Below are 21,420 nucleotides of genomic sequence, written 5' to 3'. Positions count from 1 at the left end.
TTTAAAATACGCAGATAATGAATGCGAATAGATGTTTAGAAGTCTAAAACACTCTGCGTTTTATAGCAATCAACAAACAAAAACAGCCACACGTTTGTGTGGCTGTTTTTTAAGGGTTAATAACTACTTTGAGTTATTTTACTTTAGATAAGTAGTCTGCAATAGCTTCAAACTCTTCGTCAGTTACGGTAGCAACCATTGCCTTCATAGCCATAGACATACCATTATTACGTGCACCCGACTTAATATCTTTCATTTGTGCAACTAAATAATCTTTGTTTTGACCATTAAGTTTAGGATACATACCCATGATTGGTGCTTTACCATCTGCACCATGACAGGTTTGACAATTTTTTGCAGTGTATAATGCGGCACCATCAGCGGCAGCTGCATTAAACGAGAAACTTGCGGCTAAGCTAATGCCCGCGCCTAGTAGTAGTGTTTTCATCTTGCTCATTGTATTTACTCTTCTTTTTGACGGTTAGAAAAAACTGTTCAATTGATTGTAGTCAATAATCAAATAAAAAGCATACGTTAGAAACGATGCTAGACGATCAACTTAAACCTGCACTGCTAGCTCGTTTCTATTTACCTAAAACTAGTTTAGCAAACAAAAATGAGCAGACGCTTAATTGATTGTTACCAAACTAAATCGTCTGGTACCTCAAAATCTGCGTATGGGTCGTCCTCATCTTTAGGCTTGTTTTCAGGTTCAACATGAAAAACAATGTATTTTTCGTCTACTTCAGCCACTTTACGTGCTGGCTCGTCTTCTAATACGTAAAACTGCCCCTCTAGAACACAGATCGCTAAACGACCACCCGACAATGCTTTTTGAGTTTTTTCATTCACTTCAATACTTTTTACTTTTTTATCGTAAGTAAAATTAAAGGTTCGCTCACCACGAATAGCATCTTGATTGTTGTGTTCTAAAATTTGCTTAACACGCGCTTCTTGCTCACGCTGTTTTAAAGTCACTTGGCGGGCTTGGTTTAACTCTTCCGCCTTTTTTTGCTGCTCAAGCTTAGTTTGTTGAATATGCTTTTGCAGATCATTAGGGTTACTTGTTGCCCCTTTTTTCTGTTTTTTTTGTTGCTTACGTTTTTCTGATTTAGCAACTTTAGCTTTATGCGATGTTGTTAACCCTGCTTGCAGCAATTGGTCTTGTAATGAACCCATGGCATTGTTCCAATAAAAACTAGTATTAGCGTTATTTTAATCACCTACGAGTTTAAATAACAGCGCTATCGACATTAATCTAATAAACTCCTTTATACTTAGCATGATATGGGACAACAGCGTACTTTATAATTATCAATTCTGGGGGATTTTTAATACAATAAAAAAGCCAACTAGTTACCTAAAAGCCAAATAATGCGCTTAATTCACCTACTTGCTTGCTCTGTTGTTATATTTTTCGTGCTTTACGCACCTCAGCCTCTACTCGGCCTATTTGCTAGTGAGTTTGGTGTATCGCCTGCCACAGCAGGCAGCTTAATGACGGCAACAATGTTGCCCTTAGCTATTGCACCATTAGTGTATGGCCTGTTTCTAGCCAAACAAAATCCTTTAAAAATACTTCGTATTGCAATGATAGTACTGGGCTTTAGCTGCTTACTATTTATTTGGGTACCAAGTTTTGAGCTCTTACTATTAGTACGATTTTTACAAGGCCTTACCCTTCCTGCAGCATTAACTGCCATGACCAGCTTTATAGGAATAAGTTTCACCGCTGATACACTTCAAAAAAATATGACTCTTTATATAGGCAGCAGTATTGCAGGCGGTTATTTTGGAAGGGTACTTGCTGCGCTATTTAGCGACTTATGGCATTGGCAAAGCTTTTATTACTTAATTGCTTTTATGCTTGTTTTTTTAGCTATGCTAATTAAGCCCCATAAATTCAACAACATTGGTACTCACGCTCAAAAATCGCCTCTAGATTACATCAAACAACTTAAGGATGGCCCTGTTTTAAAAGTTTATGGCGCTGTATTTTGTATGTTTTTTTGTTTTGCAGCCTTACTTAATTATTTGCCATTTATACTGCAAAGTACATTTTTAATTACAAACACGCGTGATATTGGTTTGGTTTACAGTGGCTACTTAATTGGAGCCTTGGCTTCTATTACCACGCCTTGGCTATTAAAAAAAGCGCCTTCAGCTTGGCACGTATTAGGGGCGACCTTCATTTTTTACAGCCTGAGTATTGTTGTGCTCATGAGCCACCAGCTTAGCGTCTTTTTAACTGCATTCACGCTATTTTGTGCGGCTATGTTTATTATTCATTCAACCGCAGCCCCACTGGTTAATAAAATAAGTGAAGCACCACCAAGCGTGACAAATGGAGGGTATGTTTCATTTTACTACAGTGGAGGTGCCATTGGCTCGTTATTACCAGGTGTGGTATACCAAAAATACGGACAAACACCCTTTATGCTAACCCTGCTTATTATGTGTTTGTGCGGATTATTGCTTGTGATTTGGGCTCACTTTGACGGTAAAAACATAACTCGCGGTTGATGTGATGTGTATTCAAAAAAAGCTTCCAAGTCTGGTTTGCTCAAAATCCACGTTTGTGTATTTTCAAATGGGTGGCAATGAAATAGATCGCCAAACCAAATATCTTGATCTAACCATACGGTTACCGCACTTTGTTTGTCGTTAAGTAACGCAAGCATTGATACGCACCCTGGCGCAACTTTTAAATAGGTTGCTAAACGCTCGCTTGAAGCAAACCCTAAACGCGACAAACCTTGCTGTTTTGAAAGCGCTTTTAGATCTAACTGCTTATTGTGAGCTGTAATAACTAAAAAATGACGTTTACCTTCGTTATCACGCAAAAATAAATTTTTTAAACGTGTACCTGGACGTTCAAGCAATAATTCATCAGCTGCTAAACTAGTATGCAAAGGTGGATGTTCAATAACGTCGTAATTGATATCTAAATGCGCTAAACACGCCTCTAACTTTGTTTTGTCCGCTAACATAGTTACAAACAACGCCCTCTTAGTTGCACACTGAGATCTCGCCATAGAACTTCTGTTATTTCATGTTTGTTAGCGCAATACTCACGCGTTTTAAGCTCTTGCTTTAATAATTCAACGGCCCTGTCTTCTAACTTAAGCTTTAACACACTCGACTCTTCAAAGTGTTCTTGCTCAATATATTCTTTAACCTCACTGCGAGAAGGCCTGTTATTGCGTCCACGATCAAGGTTAAAGTTTTCACGGTGCTTAGCTTTAACCGATACAACATAAGCAAATACATTATTTCCTTGCTCGTCTTGTTTTTCAAAAAACTGTTTAGTGTTTATTTCAAAAGGCGGCTCTTCATTTGACGCACAACCCGAAAGTAAAACCATCAGTACCAAAACGCTTTTTTTCATTATTTTCTGTCGTTTTAATGAGTAATTAAGCCGAGTCTATCAAAAATTCATCTAAACTGTGAAAATTAGCGAAAAAATACTTGACCAAATTTATAAAAAAACTTAAAGTTCGTCCCGCTTGGAACTCAGCAGCCAAGCGTTTATGTTATGCATAAACTAGGAATGTGGGGCTATAGCTCAGCTGGGAGAGCGCCTGCCTTGCACGCAGGAGGTCAGCAGTTCGATCCTGCTTAGCTCCACCACTTTCCTACTCCTTTCTCAAATATATTCTTTACTTCAAAAACACCCTAATTCATTCATTTTATTTTGTTTTTCATTTATCTCTATTACCTTGAGTCTTTATCAATTATTAGCTATACATACTTGTATATCTAATAATGCCTTAGGTAAATCATGGACTCTCCAAAACGCTCAACACTTAAAAAACTCGCAGCTATAGGCTTAACTGCAGGCGCTATAACGCATGTTCCTTATGTTTTTGCTCGAAATAAGGTCACAATAAGAGTGCTTGGCACACATGTAACGTTACAAGATGCAATTCGTAAGCAAGCCATGAGTGATTTAGGCATTAATATTGAATTTACGCCCGCTGGCAGTGCCGCTGTTTTGCAAAGAGCCTCAATGGACCCCAGCTCATTTGATTTATACGAGCAGTGGTCAAACAGTATTAATGTGTTGTGGAACGCAGGCTCAATACAACCCATAGAAAAAAAACGCCTTACTTATTTTAACGAAATAAATAGCCTTACAAAAACAGGAAAGTTATCAGAAGATGCCAATATAGGTGCAGGTGACGCTCCCTTCAAAATATTAAACGTACAACCCGATGGCACACTCAGTGAGCAAGAAAGCGACTTAATAAGCTTTTTACCCTATGTTCATAATGTTGACTCTTTTGGTTATAACACTAAATTTATTAAACCTGGTATTGCCTATGAAACAGAAAGCTGGGGATGGTTATTGGATGAGCAGCATAGGGGAAAAGTAGGTATTGTAAATGCACCAACTATTGGTTTATTTGACTTAGCGCTTGCTGCTAAAGCTAAAGGGCTTGTTAAAATTAACAATATTGGAGCAATGACTCGCATTGAGTTAGATAACTTATTTAAGGTACTACTTGAGCTCAAACGCCAAGGCCACTTTAGCGGTTATTGGAACTCAGTGCCTGAATCTGTTCAGTATATGAAAGATGAACGCGTTCATATTGAAAGTATGTTTTCTCCTGCGGTATCTGCGCTAAAAGGCCAAGGCATAAATGTGCGCTTTGCAGCACCTAAAGAAGGCTACAGAGGCTGGCATGGTGTAATGTGCTTGTCGTCACAAACCCATGATAGTGTAAAAGATGCATCTTACGATTATATGAATTGGTGGTTATCTGGATGGCCCGGTGCTTTTATTGCTCGTCAAGGTTATTACATAAGTAACCCACAACGCTCTAAACCACTACTTTCACAGGATGAATGGGACTATTGGTATGACGGCAAAATCGCAAACACTGATTTACTAGAAACAAATGGTAATATTGCGGTTAGAAAAGGCGAACAAAGAAATGGTGGAAGTTACACTAAACGCTTCAGTAATGTTGCAGTATGGAATACCGTTATGCCAACCTACGACTACAGTTTACAAAAGTGGTATGAGTTAATAAGTCGATAATGCGTTCTATTAAATCAAAAATAATTGCGACCTTAGCGGTACTAGCTGGACTGCTTTTTATACAAAGCTATTTATTTAATCACTTACAAAAATCGTTAACCAGCTTACAAAACATTCAAAACAATGCAATTAGCCAAAGTGAGGCTGTAGTAAAACTAGAAAGAGATGTAATGGCCTTACAAAGCCATGCCGTTGCATTTATTGATGACGCTAATAAAAATAATATTGCAAAGTTTAAAACATATTTAGACCAAGCAAATATTCATTTAGGGCAATTAACATTAAACACGCTAGACAAAACCCCTGAATATAAAAATATGCTTACTCGCCTCAGCGAGCACCTAAAAAACTATGAAACAACATTTGAAAAAGTAGTTATTAACAGACAAAAGCGCGAGCAAATATACTCATCTGGATTTAAGCTGCCCATTGAAGAGCTGCAAAAAAAGGTAATGGCACTTGAGTCAGTATCAAACAATGATAAAAAAATTCTATACAATGATATTTTACTAACCATTAGTAACCTTAAGCATGCAGCTGTCAGCTACCTTTACAAACCTAATTTTGATGAAGCTCAAAATGTGAAGCAAAACCTAGCGTTTTTGCACACAAAAATTAACCGTATGTCGGCTATTAATGACTCCTTGCTTGATAAAACAATTAATCTTAAAAAAACACATAACCAACTAATACTGCTAACACGTAGTTACACCTACTCTGTAAATGTAGTGCTGACAGGGATCGAAAACGAACTTTTATACCTAACTAATAAAATTAAAAGCGCTGAAGAAAAAAAATTAAATTTGGTTAAGTCGCAATTTAATAGTGAATTAACGAAAAAAACCAAGCAAAGCAGCCTATTTACCTTTCTAATTCTGATTATTATTTTGCTGCTTTGTTATTTTATTGTTGCTTTTGTTATTAAACCCCTATCACAGCTTACCTTGCTACTTAATAGTATGAATGAAGGTGAGCCAATTACACTAAAAAATAAGCATACAAAGCTGAGCGAAATTGCATCTGTGTTAAAAGCGGCTAATACACTTTATTTAAAAAGTGAGGAAACGAAGCAATTACTTGATGAAACACGCGCTTTAAATGTAAAAATGGAAGCCATGAATACAGAGCTTACTCAAGCAATAGAGGAAACAAACAAGGCTAATAAAACAAAAATCGACTTTGTGGCAAATATGAGCCATGAACTTCGCACACCAATGAACGGCATATTGGGTATGCTTCAACTCTTACAAAGTAGTGAAATGCCCGCAAAGCAGGAGCAATACGCTAAAAAAGCGTTTTCCAGCGCGCAAAGTTTACTGCAAGTTTTAAACAATATTTTAGACTTTTCAAAACTCGACTCTAATAACGTCAAACTTGAGAAAATCCCTTTCACACTCGATACGATCGTATCTAACGTCCAAGATTTATTTTCGATTAATGCACAACAAAAAGGACTAGCTCTAAATTGTGTTGTGCATGCCGACAGACACCTGACTCTGTTGGGCGATCCTATACAGCTAAATCAAATAATTAATAATTGCATTGGTAATGCCATTAAGTTTACCGATAAGGGTGAGGTGTCATTAACCATAGAAGTCATTTTTCAAAAAGAAAACAAAGTACAGTTGCGCTTTAGCATTAGTGATACCGGAATTGGTATGACGCAAGCCCAATCTGATAGGGTGTTTGAATCATTTGCTCAAGGCGACTCAAGTACAACAAGAAAGTACGGGGGTACAGGGCTTGGCCTAACAATTAGTAAACAGTTAACCAAATTATTAGGTGGTGACTTACAAGTAAAAAGTGAACTTGGTAAAGGGAGTGAGTTTTTATTTACCCTTCCATTCACCATTGCTGAACAGCGCGCTGCTCACACTAATAACAAAAAGGCCCCTTTACCTGCAACGGTAGACCTGCCAAAACTAGCGGCCTATCAGGCACTTGTTGTAGATGATAATAAACTTAACCAAGAAATAACCTCTGCAATGCTAAGTAAATTTGATCTTAATACAACAATTGCAAACGATGGGCTAGACGCTATAGATAAAGTATCGGCTCAACATTTTGATATTGTATTTATGGATATACAAATGCCCAATATGGACGGCCTTGAAGCAACAAAAGAGCTAAGAGCTAAAGGCTACAATATGCCTATTATTGCTTTAAGTGCCGCTGTAGAGCCCAGAGACAGAAAAGCAGCCGCTGATGCAGGTATGGATGACTTTTTGGTTAAACCCATTGTATTTGACGCGCTTTACGAAAGCTTAGATAAACACCTAAAAAGTAGAGATAATTTGCAAACAATAAATTTAGTAAAAGCAAAGCAAAACGTTGATAACAATGAAACCTTACTCGTGACATTGCTTACTCGGTTTATAGATGGTAATAATAACTTTTCAGCGAAGGCTGATTTATTAATAAACAATAATGATGTTGCTACTTTAAAGCGAACGGTGCATACACTGAAGGGGTTAGCGGGTACATTAGGGCTAGAGAAGCTGCAAAAGTGTGCATTAGAGACTGAAAAAGCACTACTTGAGGAAAGTTCGCTTAATATAGATTTATTAAAAGAAAATTTGGCAGCAACGCTTTTTTCTATTAAAGAATTATTAGCGACACTCAATTTGGAAAATATAGAGCCGAAACGACACAATCTCGAAGATGAGCTGGTAGTGATAAATGAGATTCACTCACTAGCATTAGCGTCTCGTCCTATCCCAAACGACCTAAAAAGGCATTTAGAAGCGAATAGCTATGATACTGAACACGGCTTATCTAAATTAATAGAGGCGATTAATAGTTTCGACTATCCGTCTGTAATTTCGATTATTGAAACATATAAAGCAGACACAAAGCATTAATGATTGAGCGATTCAGAATTTAAATACTATGTAAAAAGGATTAACAGTGCACTTAACTCATTCCACCATAAATAAAAGTGAACAAAAAGCGCAGCGACAAAAGCCTTTAATTCTAATTGTTGATGACGAACCAAGTAACTTACATATTTTGGTAGAAGGGCTTTCAACCGACTACGATGTTCGAATATCGACAAGTGGAGAGCAAGCTCTAACGTTTATTGAGTCTACCCGTCCAGATTTAATTTTACTCGACATAATGATGCCGGGAATGAATGGTTATGAAGTGTGCACTATACTAAAAGGGAAACCCAAAACAAAAGGCATTCCCATCATCTTTGTTACGGCGCTTACAGAAGAAGAGTCTGAAGAAAAAGGCTTTGCTATGGGCGCCATAGATTATATTCACAAGCCTTATAAATTAGCCTTGGTCAGAGCTCGCATTCGTACACATATAACAGCGCAAGGTATGCTAGACCGATTAATAGAGAAAAACTTTGACCTACATGACAAGCTGCTTGAAATAGAATCTTTAGCAATGGAGCTGGATGTTAGAGAAAAAGAATTAAAGCAGTTATCATCTAAACATCAACTCTTTTTTCACGCACTAACGAGTACAGCTGACGGTGTTGTGATAACTAACAGTACAGGCAAAATAATCGCGGTTAATCCTTCTTTTTGCCGCATCACGGGTTACGATGAAGCTAATTCGTTAAATATGCATATTCACGATATCAAACAAAATAACCAGCCAAATATAAACTTTGAACAAGTATGGCAACACGCAAGTGAAGCCGGCTACTGGAGTGGTGAGTTAGTTACCCGACGCAAAAGTGGTGAGTTATACCCAGAATTGCTAACGTTGAGCCTTGTAAAAAATGAACACGATACCAACGATCACTACATCGGTGTATTTAGCGATATATCAAGCCTAAAAGTGACCCAGGAGCGAATAGATTACTTAACTTGGCATGACGAATTAACCGCCCTACCTAACCGTAACAGCTTCTTAAAGCAGTTAGAGCAGCAATTACAAAGCTGTTCCACTGACAAAAATTTTGCCTATATTTTTATTATCGATGTAGATGGGTTTCACTCGTTTAATGATGGAATGGGCCTGCTAGCCGGTGACCATGTCCTAAAAGAACTAACTAAGCGTATCCATACAAATACTGATAATAATGATATTATTGCTCGCTTGGGAAGCGATGCCTTTGCAACGTTGTCTGTCCTAGATAAAGGCATTGGCAGAGCAAGAGCCCAAATTATTGCAGAGAAAAAAGCACAAAAAATTATTACATCCGTAAGACTGCCTTTTTTTGTTGATTTAAAGGAAGTTAGCCTAACAGTAAGTATTGGTATGTACATATTCCCGCAACATGGGCAATGGGAAAGCGCTATCGAGACTATCAGAAACTGTGAAGCTGCCTGCTATAAAGCAAAAGAGAAAGGGGGCAACCGAGTTACATTTTTTGACACCTCATTTGGTGAACAAGCAAAAAGACGTTTTGAAATTGAGCAAGACCTACGTAAAGCAATCGCTTATAACGAGTTATCACTTCATTTACAGTCCCAATATGATAGTAATCAAATTTTAAAAGGAGCTGAGGTTTTACTGCGTTGGAAACACACAACGAAAGGCTTTATTAGCCCCAGTGAGTTTATTTCTATTGCAGAAGAGTCTGACGTTATTTATGACTTAGATTGCTGGGTATGTGAAAATGCTTTAAAAACATTAGCTAAGATTAATCAAACGCACCCTCACTTAAGTTTATCAATAAACATAAGTGGTCGACATTTCCATGAGCCACGCTTTTTAGCCTTTTTAGTTGAACAGCTAACAATTAATAATGTTATTACGTCGCAACTCACTATAGAGATTATTGAAGGTACGCTACTAAATAATATGGACTCTGCTATTGAAGCTGTGCATAACCTCAAAAAATTGGGTGTAAAAGTATCAATTGATGATTTTGGTACTGGCTATTCAAGCCTCACATATTTAAAGCAATTACCGATTCAAGAACTTAAAATAGACCGTTCTTTTGTGCTCGAAGCGCCAACAAATAAAAATGATAAACTAATAATAGATATGATCGTGAGTTTGGGACGTTTATTTGAATTAGACGTTGTTGCAGAGGGTGTCGAAAACCAATCGCACTTCGATTTACTACAGGAATATCCGGAGGTGATACTACAGGGTTATCATTTGCATAAACCTGAGCCAGTAAACGATTGGCTGGCTAAATTAAAATGATTTTTGTCATTAAAATAAAAAGCCGAGCTATGCTCGGCTTTTTGCTAAATTAATATAAAATTTATTCGCGAACTTGACCTTCGCCATTCACTAAATACTTTTCTGTAGTAAGTGATTCAAGTCCCATAGGACCGTACGCATGAAGCTTAGACGTTGCAATGCCAATTTCTGCGCCTAACCCCAATTGCGAACCATCAGAAAAACGAGATGATGCATTTACCATCACGACTGACGCATCTACGCTGCGCTGAAACAGCTCAGCTGCGGCTTGGTTCTTAGTACAAATAACTTCTGTATGATTTGAGCCAAATTGAGCAATGTGCTCAACCGCGGCTGAAAATGTAGGCACTACGCGTATCGCAATCTCTAAATCAAGGTATTCTTCACCGAATTCATTGTCAGCCAACACCGTTGCATTATCAAAGTATTTAGCCGCAAAACTATCTGCGTTGATCTTTACACCTTCCTGACGAAGCACTACAGCACACAGGTTTAAGAGTTCATCGGCGATATCTTCGTGTACAACCAAGCCTTCAAGTGCATTACATACACCCGTTCGTTGTGTTTTACCGTTAAGTAATAAATTAATCGCAACCTCTAAATCAGCATCTTTATCTACGTACAGGTGACAAACGCCCTTGTAATGCTGAATAACAGGAATCGTACTATTCTCGGTAACAAAGTTAATTAAACCTTCACCGCCGCGAGGAATGATTAAATCGATGCTATCACGTTGTTGCATTAACTCCATAAGAAGTCCACGATCGGGATCTGGAATAACTGAGATTAATGAAACAGGTAAGTTGTGCTTTTCAAGTACAGTGTGCATTACACTTGCAATAGCTTGTGAGCTTTTAAGTGCCTCTTTACCACCGCGTAAAATAACCCCATTACCCGATTTAAAGCACAAAGCACCGGCATCTGCTGTAACATTAGGGCGTGCTTCATAAATCATACAAACAACACCTAGCGGAACGCGCATTTTACGAATTTTTATACCATTAGGTCGTTCCGTAATTTCACGAAGTTGGCCCACTGGATCATCAAGGCTCACTATTACTTCGATACCTTCAGCCATCGATTCAATGCGTTCATCGTTCAGTGTTAAACGATCAACCATTGCCGCGGGTAGATTGTTGTCGCGAGCAGCGCTTAAGTCACTTTCGTTTTCTTGAATTATAAATGCTTTTTGCTCTCTTAATGCCGCAGCCATTTCTGTTAACACTTGGTTTTTTGTCTCGGTGTCGAGTAAAGCAAGTGTATTTGCAGCTTTAGCTGCCTGACGCGAAATATCCGTAATTAAACTCATGACTTCTCCAATAATGCGATATCTTTTTCTGAAATAACAGGTCCAATAGAATCCTGCATTTTTTCACTAAATTCACTTTGTTCGTTGTCTGCAATGAAATTCAACAAACAACTACTGTAATTTGCGGTCGCTTTAGCTAAACGCGTACCATCTTCACTTCTAACAAGTATGGTGTCACCAATTGCAAACTCACCATGTACTTCAACAATTTCATCACCGCGAATAATGCCTGTTTCACCTTCAATTGACTCATCAAACGATCCATCAACCACAACTTCACCCTGCTCATTTGCAGTATGTGTCATCCAGTGCACCGAGTCTTGCATTGGTTTTTCGTATGGTGAAAATATCGTGCCTGGATTGTCGCCCGCGAGTAAGCGATTAAATGTTTCTTCTTTAAAACCATTGATAATGTACGTTGCAATACCATGCGATGTTGCCTTTTCTGCAGCTTCAATCTTAGTCTTCATTCCGCCAGTACCTACAGAGCTTGTAGCACATCCTGCCATGGCATAAATAGACTCATCAATTGATTTTATTTCAGGTAATAAAACAGCATCGTCATGAAGATTCGGATTTTTATCGTATAAACCATCAACATCTGAAAAAATAAGTAAAGCGTCTGCATCGGCAGCAGCTGCCACCATTGCTGATAAATTATCGTTATCACCCACTTTTAGATCATCAGTTGTTACTGCATCATTTTCGTTAATAATTGGCAGTACACCATGTTCAAGCAAAGTAAATACAGTTTCACGAATGCTCTGATAGCGCTCACGGTCACGCAAATCACCATGAGTTAACAAAAGCTGGGCAGATGGAAAATCAAAGAAGCGGTCCCACATAGCAATCATTTCAGTTTGACCCGCTGCGGCCATTGCCTTTTTCAATACAACTGAACGAGGCTGGTCTGATGGAAATAGATGCGAGCCCGCTGCAACCGAACCTGATGAAACTAAAATTACTTCAATGCCGCGAGCACGACAACGAACAATAAACTGTGCGATAGTAAGTATGTAACGAGAACGACAGCCGTCTTGATCTGGTGCAATTAGTGCACTACCTACTTTTAATACAATGCGTCGCCAATTTAACTTTTGCATAAGTCTTCTACTTTCCATTTTATCTGTGCTCAGTGCTAATGAGCTAAACTAAATAGCTACCCGTAAATGCAGCTTCGAATTTGTGTTTTTCAGCAACACTTTTAAACGCACACAAGTAAGCCAAAATCTAAAAGTAATGTTTTAAATTTAAGCTCAGATATAAAAGAGCAGATACCTTGCAATGAAAGTAGTGCCTATAAGAAAGTTTAAAAAGTGTTGTTTATGCATCGCTGTAAAAAGCCTTGGTGGCTTTTCTATTAACAACATACATAGAGCCTCTAAAGTCTGGTACACCAACAGATAGGGTGAAGACTATAGGACCGAGATTTAACCGCCACGATGGGGATTAAACATTGAAAGATATCAATTCAACTCAAACTTTATATAGCTGAGATAAACCGTATCAAGTAATCGAATAAATTAAATTTTAGATGTTCAAATACTCAACTAGCTTCTAAATAACGATTATACCTAGCAAATATGACCGTAACATTAACGGTAAATTTATTTCCTAAATAATTTAATTAGATACCTAATTATTTGAACTCGAAGTATAATACGCCAAATAAGGGGGTAAGATCAAGGCTAAAATTCAGACGACCACATTATAAAACATTTAAAATTAGAGATTTTTAATTTTAAAACAATGAGATAGCAACGATTATTGATAATTTATAAAATATTTAGCTACGCTAACCATAATTAATACGTACTAATATTGTATAAGCGGCTAAAATTAATTAGCAATAGTTGATTTTCCCGTGTATACCCCTTTAATAACAATTAATAACGTTATACTTTAGATAAAATCATAATAAGGAATTCTTAATCTATGTCAGCAATTTACATAGCCGGTATCGCACTTTGCTCTGTGCTTGCCCAATGGGTGGCCTGGGCATTTAGAGTACCCGCTATTCTTTTTTTATTGCTCACTGGCCTCTTACTTGGGCCATTTAGTGGTGTTTTAGACCCTGATGCACTTTTAGGCGACTTACTTTTTCCAGTTGTGTCATTGAGTGTGGCTGTTATTTTATTTGAAGGTGCTCTTACTCTTCACTTTAGAGAGCTAAAAGGGATTAGTAAAGTAGTCAGAAACCTTTGCTCCATTGGTATGATTGCAACCTGTGTTGTTATTAGTTTAAGTGCTTATTGGTTACTTGAGCTCAATTGGCGAGTTGCTGCGGTGCTTGGCGCTGTTTTGGTTGTAACGGGCCCTACAGTAATAGCACCGTTATTAAATTCCATGCGCCCGACTCAAGACATAGACCGCATTTTACGCTGGGAAGGAATTGTTATTGACCCTATCGGGGCATTATTTGCTGTACTGGTTTTTGAAGCTGTCATGCTTGTTGGGCAAGGAGAAGTATTAAGCCATACTGTTATCGCCTTAGTTAAAACAGTGGGTGTTGGCTTAACAATAGGTGTTGTAGCTGGCTGGGTGACAACCCAATTAATGCGCCGTGAGTGGCTACCGTTTGAATTACATAAATTTGGTATTTTAGCACTGGTATTAATCAGTTTTTCTGTATCAAATTACTTAAGCCACGAGTCAGGCTTACTGGCAGTTACTGTGTTTGGCATTTGGCTTGCTAATCAAGACGACTTAGAAATAGATTCTGTTTTAGAGTTTAAAGAAGACTTGTCGATGATACTTATCTCAACATTGTTTATCTTACTCGCAGCCCGTCTACAGCTTTCCGATTTAATGATGTTAGACAGTGATGTATTTATATTTTTAGCAATTGTGTTATTCGTAGCACGCCCTTTATGTATTGCTATCTCAACGTTTGGCACAGACCTGCCAATTAAGTCTCGCTTAGTGCTCGCTTGGATTGCACCAAGGGGTATTGTAGCCGCAGCAGTTGGCTCGGTGTTTGCGCTGAGTATGATGGAAGCAGGTGTGGCCGATGCAGAAAAAATAGTCCCTCTTATATTTACCGTTATTATTATCACTGTGGTACTACAAAGCCTAACGGCTATACCTGTGGCTAAGCTACTCGGTGTGCGCCAACCATCGCCTAATACTATATTAATCATTGGGGCTAACCATGTGTCACGTGCAATAGGACGTGGTTTGAAAGAGCAAAATATTCCTGTACACCTTTCAGATCCAGCCTGGGAGAACTGCAAAATGGCGCGCATGGATGGCCTACCTTGCTACTACGGTAATCCACAATCAGAGCACGCTGAACGATACTTACCGCTCACCACTATTCGAAGTGTTTTAGCGCTTTCACCAAACCGTCACCATAATGCGTTAGGTGTGCAATACTTTTCTCATTTACTCAATGAAAAAAACGTGTTTTCGCTACGCTCATCGACAACACATGCTAAAGCCAACAAAGACAGTGCAACTTTTTTATCGCGTCAAATTTTATTTGGTGATGAAGGCTCATATGCTCGTTTAAGCAGCGTGATTGCTAAAGGCGGAAAAGTGAGTGCTACACGTATTTCAGATGAGTTTAGTTGGGAGCAATACCAAGAAATGAACCCTGAGGCTATTCCTTTGTTTATTCTTAAAGGGGATAAAGACAGCGATGACGATACACCAGCTAAAGTAACACCATTTACAATTAATATGGAAAAACCACCACAAGAAGGTGAGCGAATTGTTGCATTGCAACCACCAAAAATGTCGTTATTAAAAGACCCGCAGCCTAAAGACAAAGAACAAAGTTAAATAAAGTAATTTCCACAAAAAAAGCCCTAATTATGTTAGGGCTTTTGTTTTGTTAGATTTACAGTAACGCTTAATTAAGGTTTACTGCAGATTGCTATTACATAGGTAACCGTGCACGCTCTACGACACTATTTGGCATTTTTTGAGCCAGCTTTGTTAAGGCGCTTTCAATTTTCTTATGCGTTGCTTTATCTGCCACCATAGAATTAAATAACCAGCGGTACGCATCTTCAAAATCGCGTGGACTACCATAGCCATCATTAAACAACTTCACTAATCGTAGCTGCGCTTTTAAATTACCTTGCGCTGAAGCCTCGCGTAAATAGGTAATTGCCATTGCTTTATCTTGCTGCACTAACCTTCCAGTATCGTAATAGCGACCTAACTGCTCAAGCGCTGCCGCTAAACCTTGCTCAGCAGACTTTCTCATATAATACACACCTAGCTCTACGTTTCGCTCAACACACACGTTATAAGCAAGCATGTCGCCATATAAAAACTGATACGAAGGCAATGCCATTTTATTGGCTCGCGCTTCAATATCTTGAACTAGCTGGCAATCATCTGCCTTTACACGCTGCAAATGCACATTTTTATTTATAAGCGCGATAAGCTCTGACTCAGTGTATAACGGCACTGCGGCAGGCGATTCATCCGCTAACGTATTGGAAGATATAAATAAAGATACTGGCACTAACGATACAGCTAATACTGAATTTCTTAAAAATAGACGCATATTCACCACGTGCAAAAATAATCTTACCAAATAATATACAAAGATCGTTCCAAGGTGAATTTTAGACACAAAAAAAGCTGCATTAAGCAGCTTTTTTACATTTTAGGTTATTACGCAAATGGATTGCGAAGTACCATCGTTTCTACACGATCTGGACCGGTAGAAATAATATCAATTGGAACACCTGTGATTTCTTCAATACGTTTGATGTAATCAATTGCAGCTTTTGGTAAGCCTTCAAGTGAAGTTACACCTACGGTATTCTCAGACCAACCTGGCATTTCTTCATATACTGGTGTTACTTTCTCGTAACCTTCAGCAGCTAATGGTGTTACGTTTGTAACTGTACCATCTTCAAGCTGGTAGCCAGTACAGATTTTAAGTGTTTCTAAGCCATCTAAAACATCAAGCTTAGTTAAACAAAAACCCGAAATACTATTGATTTGAACCGCACGACGCATTGCTACAGCATCTAACCAACCAGTACGACGAAGTCGACCTGTTGTTGCGCCAAACTCATGGCCTTTATCACCTAAGTGCTTACCAACCGGATCTTGCTTATCAAGACCATCGTAAAGCTCTGTAGGGAAAGGACCTGAACCAACACGTGTTGTGTATGCTTTAATAATACCTAACACATAATCAAGGTTTAATGGACCAAAACCAGCACCAGTAGCAACGCCACCAGCTGTCGTGTTTGAAGAAGTTACGTAAGGGTAAGTACCATGATCAATATCAAGTAATGTACCTTGCGCACCTTCAAATAAAATGTGCTCACCTGCTAAACGTGTTTGGTCTAAAAGCTCAGTTACATCAACAACCATTGCTTTTAAGATATCTGCAACAGCCATTGCATCATCAAACGTTTTTTGGAAATCTACAGCATCTACTTTGTAGTAATTAACTAATGTGAAGTTATGATATTCAAGTACTTCTTTTAGTTTAGCTGCAAATAATTCTGGATTAAATAAGTCGCCTACGCGTAAACCACGACGTGCTACTTTATCTTCGTACGCAGGACCGATACCACGGCCAGTTGTACCAATTGGCTTATCGCCACGAGCAGTTTCACGGGCTACATCTAATGCTACATGGAAAGGCAAAATTAGCGGGCATGCTTCACTTATCAAAAGACGCTCGCGTACTGGTACGCCACGTTCTTCAAGCATGCCAATTTCTTTCATTAGCGCTTCTGGTGATAAAACAACACCATTACCAATCACACATTTAACATTGTCACGTAATACACCCGATGGAATAAGGTGTAGAACCGTCTTTTTACCTTCGATAACTAAAGTATGACCTGCATTGTGGCCACCTTGATAACGAACTACTAAAGATGCTTTGTCCGTAAGGAGGTCAACTACCTTACCCTTACCTTCGTCACCCCATTGGGTGCCTAATACAACAACGTTTTTACCCATTGTAAATTCACTTAGAGAAAATTAGGACGAGATTTTACCAGAAAACCCAAGTAAAGATCACCCCTGTTCAGCTTATTTTTTCTGCGAAGAATTATTAAATTAAAATATGAGTAGATAACCACATATATAACAGTGATTTAAAGTTCTAGATTGTATTTAACAAAAAGCCCCGCATGTGCGAGGCTTTATATTTTAAAAGTAAAAAATATAGTCTACTGCGCTTTAGCGCCTTTCATATACTGGAAGAAGTCACTGTCTGGTGAAAGTACCATAACGTCTTGCTTACCTTTAAATGTTTTCTTATACGCTTCTAAAGAACGTACAAAGCTAAAAAACTCTGGATCTTTGTTATACGCATTTGCATAAATAGCCGCAGCATCTGCATCACCTTGACCACGCACTGAACGAGAATTACGCTCAGCGTCTGCAAGCATAACCGTTACTCGACGGTCAACGCTTGCACGAATAGTCTCTGCTTTTTCCTGACCTTCAGAGCGGTGTTCTTTAGCAACAGCAGTACGCTCAGCACGCATACGTTGATAAATTGAACTACTTACTTCTTGAGGTAAGTTAATTTGCTTAACACGTACATCAAGCACCTCAATGCCTAACTCTCGAGCACTCTCAGATGCTTGAACTAATGCCTCTTCCATAAGCTCACTTCGCTCACCCGATACAATTTCACGAATTGTACGTGTACCAAAGTTAGTACGAAGGCCATTGTTAACCTTTTGCTCAAGTAGCGTTTCAGCATATTGCTTATCGCCACGGGCACGCAGGTAAAAAGCACTAAAGTCATTAACGCGCCATTTAACAAACGAATCAACAATTAAGTCTTTTTTCTCACTCGTAACAAAACGATCCGGCGTACCATCTAGCGTTTGTATACGCGCATCAATACGACGTACTTGGCTAAAAAATGGGACTTTCAAATGCAGACCCGGGCCATAAACAACCGCTTGATCATCGTTATCTTTTTGTACTTTACTAAACAATAGCACAATTGCTTTTTGCCCTTCAGGTACAACAAATACCGACGAGAAAGACATCACAATGGCAACTAGTAATATTACTAAACTAAAATTTTTCATTATGCTTATCTCCCCTAGTTAAAGCGATCGTTGTTAAAGCGGTCATTGCTGCTATTAACGGTGCTATTACGTGATGTATTTACTTTGTTCCTTAAGTCTTGAATGTCACTTGAGCTTGGTAGTGCAACACGTGTTGCTGTGCCTTGCTTTTCCATGATTTTATCAAGAGGTAAGTACATCATGTTATTACCACCCTTCACATCAACTAACACCTTAGAACTACTGCCTAACACTTCTTCCATTGCATCAATGTATAAGCGTTCGCGGGTTACTTCTTTAGCCGCTAGATACTCCGGTAATAGTTTCTCAAAACGAGCAACCTCACCTTGTGCTTCTAATGTAATGCGCTCTTGGTAACCTTCAGCTTCTTGCGTCATACGTGTTACTTGACCACGTGCACGCGGTTCAATTTCACGCGCATATGCTTCTGCTTCACGGATGAAACGTTCTTCATCTTCTTGTGCTGCAATCGCATCATCAAACGCATCTTTAACTTCAGTCGGTGGACGAGAATCTTTAAAGTTAACATCAGTAACAATTAAACCAAGATTGTATGGTTCGATTACCTTGTTAAGCTCATCCCATGTATTTTGACGCACCACTTCACGGCCGTTGGTTAAAACTTGGTCCATTTTTGCATGACCAACAACATAACGTAGTGCACTATCTAACGCTTCTTCTAAGCTGCTATCAGCATTCGTTACGCTAAACTTGTAAAGGTATGGGTCAATAACACGGTATTGCACCTGAAACTCAACGCTTACCACGTTTTCATCTTCAGTAAGCATAAAACCAGACGCCGACAGTGAACGAACGGCTTCAATATCAACTGGGATAACCGTTTCAATAAATGTCATTTTCCAACGCAGGCCTGGTTCAGCAATTCGGTCATACTTACCAAATTGTAAAACAACACCACGTTCGGCTTCTTTAACCGTGTAAATACCACTTAACGCCCACACAATAGCAGCGATAATGAGGATAAATGAAATACCGGCTCCGCCAAGTCCGCCACCGCTTCCATTGCCGGATTTTTTACCGCCAAATAAGCCGCCGAACTTGTTACTAAACTTGCGGAACACCTCGTCTAAATCAGGTGGGCCTTGATCACGTCCGCCTTTATTGTTCCACGGATCTTTGTCATTGCCATTATTACCCGGTTCATTCCAGGCCATAGCTATACTCCATTGTTATCTAAATAAATTAGGGAATTGTGTTAAATCTATCAAATCTACCGCGTTTCTCATACAAAAACCGACATTTAAACGTCAATTTTTAGTCTTAGTTGATAAAACCAACAATTTCAGGACCAAATTCTTTAATTAAGCGATTCCATTCAACCATTGGCATCCTAACATCTAGCAGCCAATTACCTTGTTCATCAAATCGCTCTTCATGCACCGCATTTAAGCTAAACAGTGAAGCCCTTAAACGCCCGTATAAAGGGGTTAATAAAAGCGTTTCACTAAACATTTTTTTAGCAAGCAACTCACTAATGGCTTCGCTTAGTAATTCACACCCTTCACCTGTTTGTGCAGACAACCATACTCTTATAGGTTGGCCTTCACTATCTCGATCAATACGCGGAGCAACATTATCAAGCGCGTCAATTTTATTATAAATTAATAGCTGCGGGACGTCATCGGCTTCAATCTCTTTAAGCACCGATTGCACTTGCTCAATATTTTCTTTAATTCGCGAATCAGCAGCATCTATTACATGTAGCTGTAAATCGGCTTCACGTGTTTCGGTTAATGTAGCTTTAAATGCAGCCACTAAATCATGAGGTAAATGACGAATAAAGCCCACGGTATCAGCTAAAATCACTTGACCAACATCACCCAACTCAAGTTTACGTAAAGTTGGATCAAGCGTCGCGAAAAGCTGGTCGGCAGCATATACCTCAGAGTCAGTTATACGATTAAATAATGTAGATTTACCCGCATTGGTGTAACCAACTAACGATACCGTTGGAATTTCATTACGATTACGCGCACGTCTGCCTTGCTCACGTTGAACAGCCACTTTTTGTAATCGCGCTCGAATACTTTGAATACGTACACGTAATAAACGTCTATCTGTTTCTAGTTGAGTTTCACCTGGTCCACGTAAACCAATACCGCCCTTTTGACGTTCAAGGTGGGTCCAACCTCGGATCAGCCGAGTAGACATGTGACGAAGTTGTGCCAATTCAACCTGAAGTTTACCCTCATGGGTACGTGCACGCTGAGCAAAAATATCAAGGATAAGGGTCGTTCTATCAAGCACACGACACTCACAAACACGCTCTAAATTACGTTCTTGTGACGGTCTGAGTTGATGATTAAAAATAACGACATCTGCATTGTGGATTTTGACAATCTCAGCTATTTCTTCTGCTTTACCGGTACCGACGAATAGTTTCGGATGTGGTGCTTGACGGCTGCCTTGCACAACCGCCAAACTACTAACACCAGCAGAAGATACCAACATTTCTAATTCATGAAGATCTTCACGATCCCCTTCTTTAGGTAAGTCGATATGAACTAAAATTGCCTGTTCGCCGGATTCATAGCGGTCAAACAAGCATTACGCTCCTAATTAAAAGTTTCCAGCTTCTGGTTCTTCAGTGTCATCGCTCCCTTGAACACCTTGGAAGTTGACTGCGCGAGCAGGTACAACTGTTGAAATTGCGTGTTTGTAAACCATTTGGTTTACCGTGTTTTCAAGTAAAATAACAAATTGATCAAATGACTGGATTTTACCTTGTAATTTTATGCCATTAACCAAAAAGATTGATACCGGAATGCGCTCACGACGTAGTGCATTCAAAAATGGGTCTTGTAACGATTGGCCTTTTGCCATGTTATTCTTCCTTCGTTCTAGGTGTTATTATAATTAAGTGGCTGAACTCATTTAATAAAGCTAAATCATATCCA

The 21,420-nt window shown here is 38.9% G+C and carries 17 protein-coding genes and 1 tRNA gene; 6 read left to right on the top strand and 12 right to left on the bottom strand.

All coding sequences use genetic code 11. The features are described 5' to 3' along the window. Positions 1–133: 133 nt before the first annotated feature. Together CWB62_RS04075 and CWB62_RS04070 are read right to left on the bottom strand one after the other, a co-directional pair. Positions 134–457 (bottom strand): c-type cytochrome, encoded by a 324-nt coding sequence (locus CWB62_RS04075; protein ID WP_058403809.1) that lies wholly within the window; start codon positions 455–457, stop codon positions 134–136. Between the two features lie 182 nt (positions 458–639). Next, the gene (locus CWB62_RS04070) at positions 640–1,179 is read right to left on the bottom strand and encodes a DUF2058 domain-containing protein (RefSeq protein ID WP_058403810.1); all 540 of its coding nucleotides are present in this window, start codon (positions 1,177–1,179) and stop codon (positions 640–642) included. Between the two features lie 195 nt (positions 1,180–1,374). Here CWB62_RS04070 and CWB62_RS04065 point away from each other — a divergent pair, with 195 nt between their 5' ends. Further along, complete coding sequence (locus CWB62_RS04065; RefSeq protein WP_138530691.1) at positions 1,375–2,523, top strand: MFS transporter; 1,149 nt, start codon at positions 1,375–1,377, stop codon at positions 2,521–2,523. Here the strand turns inward: CWB62_RS04065 and CWB62_RS04060 are convergent. Continuing rightward, positions 2,490–2,990, bottom strand: coding sequence for a prolyl-tRNA synthetase associated domain-containing protein (locus CWB62_RS04060; protein WP_138530689.1), 501 nt, complete (start codon positions 2,988–2,990; stop codon positions 2,490–2,492). The two genes, CWB62_RS04065 and CWB62_RS04060, sit on opposite strands and share 34 nt — an antisense overlap. Before the next feature lie 2 nt (positions 2,991–2,992). Then, the gene (locus CWB62_RS04055; protein WP_138530687.1) at positions 2,993–3,388 is read right to left on the bottom strand and encodes a putative periplasmic lipoprotein; all 396 of its coding nucleotides are present in this window, start codon (positions 3,386–3,388) and stop codon (positions 2,993–2,995) included. A gap of 166 nt (positions 3,389–3,554) precedes the next feature. Between CWB62_RS04055 and CWB62_RS04050 the strand changes: the two genes are divergently transcribed. The 4 genes from CWB62_RS04050 (at position 3,555) to CWB62_RS04035 (ending at position 10,159) form a co-directional block, all read left to right on the top strand. After that, positions 3,555–3,630, top strand: a tRNA-Ala gene (locus CWB62_RS04050). 151 nt (positions 3,631–3,781) lie between these two features. Next, positions 3,782–5,044, top strand: coding sequence for an ABC transporter substrate-binding protein (locus tag CWB62_RS04045; RefSeq protein WP_138530685.1), 1,263 nt, complete (start codon positions 3,782–3,784; stop codon positions 5,042–5,044). Continuing rightward, a complete protein-coding gene (locus tag CWB62_RS04040; protein ID WP_138530683.1) occupies positions 5,044–7,905 on the top strand; it encodes a response regulator in 2,862 nt (953 codons plus the stop codon). The genes CWB62_RS04045 and CWB62_RS04040 overlap by 1 nt, the downstream gene beginning before the upstream one ends. A 46-nt stretch (positions 7,906–7,951) precedes the next feature. Further along, positions 7,952–10,159 (top strand): two-component system response regulator, encoded by a 2,208-nt coding sequence (locus CWB62_RS04035; protein ID WP_138530681.1) that lies wholly within the window; start codon positions 7,952–7,954, stop codon positions 10,157–10,159. A gap of 61 nt (positions 10,160–10,220) precedes the next feature. Here CWB62_RS04035 and CWB62_RS04030 read toward each other — a convergent pair whose 3' ends face one another. After that, entirely contained in the window at positions 10,221–11,468 is a 1,248-nt protein-coding gene (locus CWB62_RS04030; protein WP_138530680.1) for a glutamate-5-semialdehyde dehydrogenase, read from the bottom strand. Continuing rightward, positions 11,465–12,571: a glutamate 5-kinase gene (gene proB, locus CWB62_RS04025; protein WP_058403834.1), complete on the bottom strand. Its 1,107-nt coding sequence runs from the start codon at positions 12,569–12,571 to the stop codon at positions 11,465–11,467. The genes CWB62_RS04030 and proB overlap by 4 nt, the downstream gene beginning before the upstream one ends. A gap of 832 nt (positions 12,572–13,403) precedes the next feature. On the opposite strand from proB, the gene CWB62_RS04020 reads away from it, so the two are divergent. Further along, positions 13,404–15,251 (top strand): cation:proton antiporter, encoded by a 1,848-nt coding sequence (locus CWB62_RS04020; RefSeq protein WP_058403818.1) that lies wholly within the window; start codon positions 13,404–13,406, stop codon positions 15,249–15,251. A 97-nt stretch (positions 15,252–15,348) separates the two neighbouring features. Here the strand turns inward: CWB62_RS04020 and CWB62_RS04015 are convergent, their stop codons facing one another. The 6 genes from CWB62_RS04015 to hfq form a co-directional block, all read right to left on the bottom strand. Next, positions 15,349–15,987: a tetratricopeptide repeat protein gene (locus CWB62_RS04015; RefSeq protein ID WP_058403819.1), complete on the bottom strand. Its 639-nt coding sequence runs from the start codon at positions 15,985–15,987 to the stop codon at positions 15,349–15,351. A 110-nt stretch (positions 15,988–16,097) separates the two neighbouring features. Further along, a complete protein-coding gene (locus CWB62_RS04010; protein ID WP_008128387.1) occupies positions 16,098–17,411 on the bottom strand; it encodes an adenylosuccinate synthase in 1,314 nt (437 codons plus the stop codon). Between the two features lie 212 nt (positions 17,412–17,623). Next, positions 17,624–18,502 (bottom strand): protease modulator HflC, encoded by an 879-nt coding sequence (hflC, locus tag CWB62_RS04005; RefSeq protein WP_058403820.1) that lies wholly within the window; start codon positions 18,500–18,502, stop codon positions 17,624–17,626. A 14-nt stretch (positions 18,503–18,516) separates the two neighbouring features. Further along, on the bottom strand, positions 18,517–19,677 hold the full coding sequence (hflK, locus tag CWB62_RS04000) for an FtsH protease activity modulator HflK (protein WP_138530678.1): 1,161 nt from the start codon (positions 19,675–19,677) through the stop codon (positions 18,517–18,519). Positions 19,678–19,783: 106 nt separating this feature from the next. Next, a complete protein-coding gene (hflX, locus tag CWB62_RS03995; protein ID WP_058403822.1) occupies positions 19,784–21,067 on the bottom strand; it encodes a ribosome rescue GTPase HflX in 1,284 nt (427 codons plus the stop codon). 15 nt (positions 21,068–21,082) lie between these two features. Then, entirely contained in the window at positions 21,083–21,346 is a 264-nt protein-coding gene (hfq, locus tag CWB62_RS03990) for an RNA chaperone Hfq (RefSeq protein ID WP_006791241.1), read from the bottom strand. Between the last annotated feature and the right edge of the window lie 74 nt (positions 21,347–21,420).

This window comes from Pseudoalteromonas sp. S408 (assembly GCF_005886645.1).
Taxonomy (GTDB): Bacteria; Pseudomonadota; Gammaproteobacteria; order Enterobacterales; family Alteromonadaceae; genus Pseudoalteromonas.
Note: the sequence above shows the minus strand (reverse complement) of the source record. Positions and strands in the feature narration are given on the sequence as shown.

Excerpts from the sequence above, each read along its gene's own strand:
- CWB62_RS04075 (WP_058403809.1), bottom strand. The coding sequence starts at position 457 with ATGAGCAAGATGAAAACACTACTACTAGGCGCGGGCATTAGCTTAGCC.
- CWB62_RS04070 (WP_058403810.1), bottom strand. The coding sequence starts at position 1,179 with ATGGGTTCATTACAAGACCAATTGCTGCAAGCAGGGTTAACAACATCG.
- CWB62_RS04065 (WP_138530691.1), top strand. The coding sequence starts at position 1,375 with ATGCGCTTAATTCACCTACTTGCTTGCTCTGTTGTTATATTTTTCGTG.
- CWB62_RS04060 (WP_138530689.1), bottom strand. The coding sequence starts at position 2,990 with ATGTTAGCGGACAAAACAAAGTTAGAGGCGTGTTTAGCGCATTTAGAT.
- CWB62_RS04055 (WP_138530687.1), bottom strand. The coding sequence starts at position 3,388 with ATGAAAAAAAGCGTTTTGGTACTGATGGTTTTACTTTCGGGTTGTGCG.
- CWB62_RS04045 (WP_138530685.1), top strand. The coding sequence starts at position 3,782 with ATGGACTCTCCAAAACGCTCAACACTTAAAAAACTCGCAGCTATAGGC.
- CWB62_RS04040 (WP_138530683.1), top strand. The coding sequence starts at position 5,044 with ATGCGTTCTATTAAATCAAAAATAATTGCGACCTTAGCGGTACTAGCT.
- CWB62_RS04030 (WP_138530680.1), bottom strand. The coding sequence starts at position 11,468 with ATGAGTTTAATTACGGATATTTCGCGTCAGGCAGCTAAAGCTGCAAAT.
- proB (WP_058403834.1), bottom strand. The coding sequence starts at position 12,571 with ATGCAAAAGTTAAATTGGCGACGCATTGTATTAAAAGTAGGTAGTGCA.
- CWB62_RS04020 (WP_058403818.1), top strand. The coding sequence starts at position 13,404 with ATGTCAGCAATTTACATAGCCGGTATCGCACTTTGCTCTGTGCTTGCC.
- CWB62_RS04015 (WP_058403819.1), bottom strand. The coding sequence starts at position 15,987 with ATGCGTCTATTTTTAAGAAATTCAGTATTAGCTGTATCGTTAGTGCCA.
- CWB62_RS04010 (WP_008128387.1), bottom strand. The coding sequence starts at position 17,411 with ATGGGTAAAAACGTTGTTGTATTAGGCACCCAATGGGGTGACGAAGGT.
- hflC (WP_058403820.1), bottom strand. The coding sequence starts at position 18,502 with ATGAAAAATTTTAGTTTAGTAATATTACTAGTTGCCATTGTGATGTCT.
- hflK (WP_138530678.1), bottom strand. The coding sequence starts at position 19,677 with ATGGCCTGGAATGAACCGGGTAATAATGGCAATGACAAAGATCCGTGG.
- hfq (WP_006791241.1), bottom strand. The coding sequence starts at position 21,346 with ATGGCAAAAGGCCAATCGTTACAAGACCCATTTTTGAATGCACTACGT.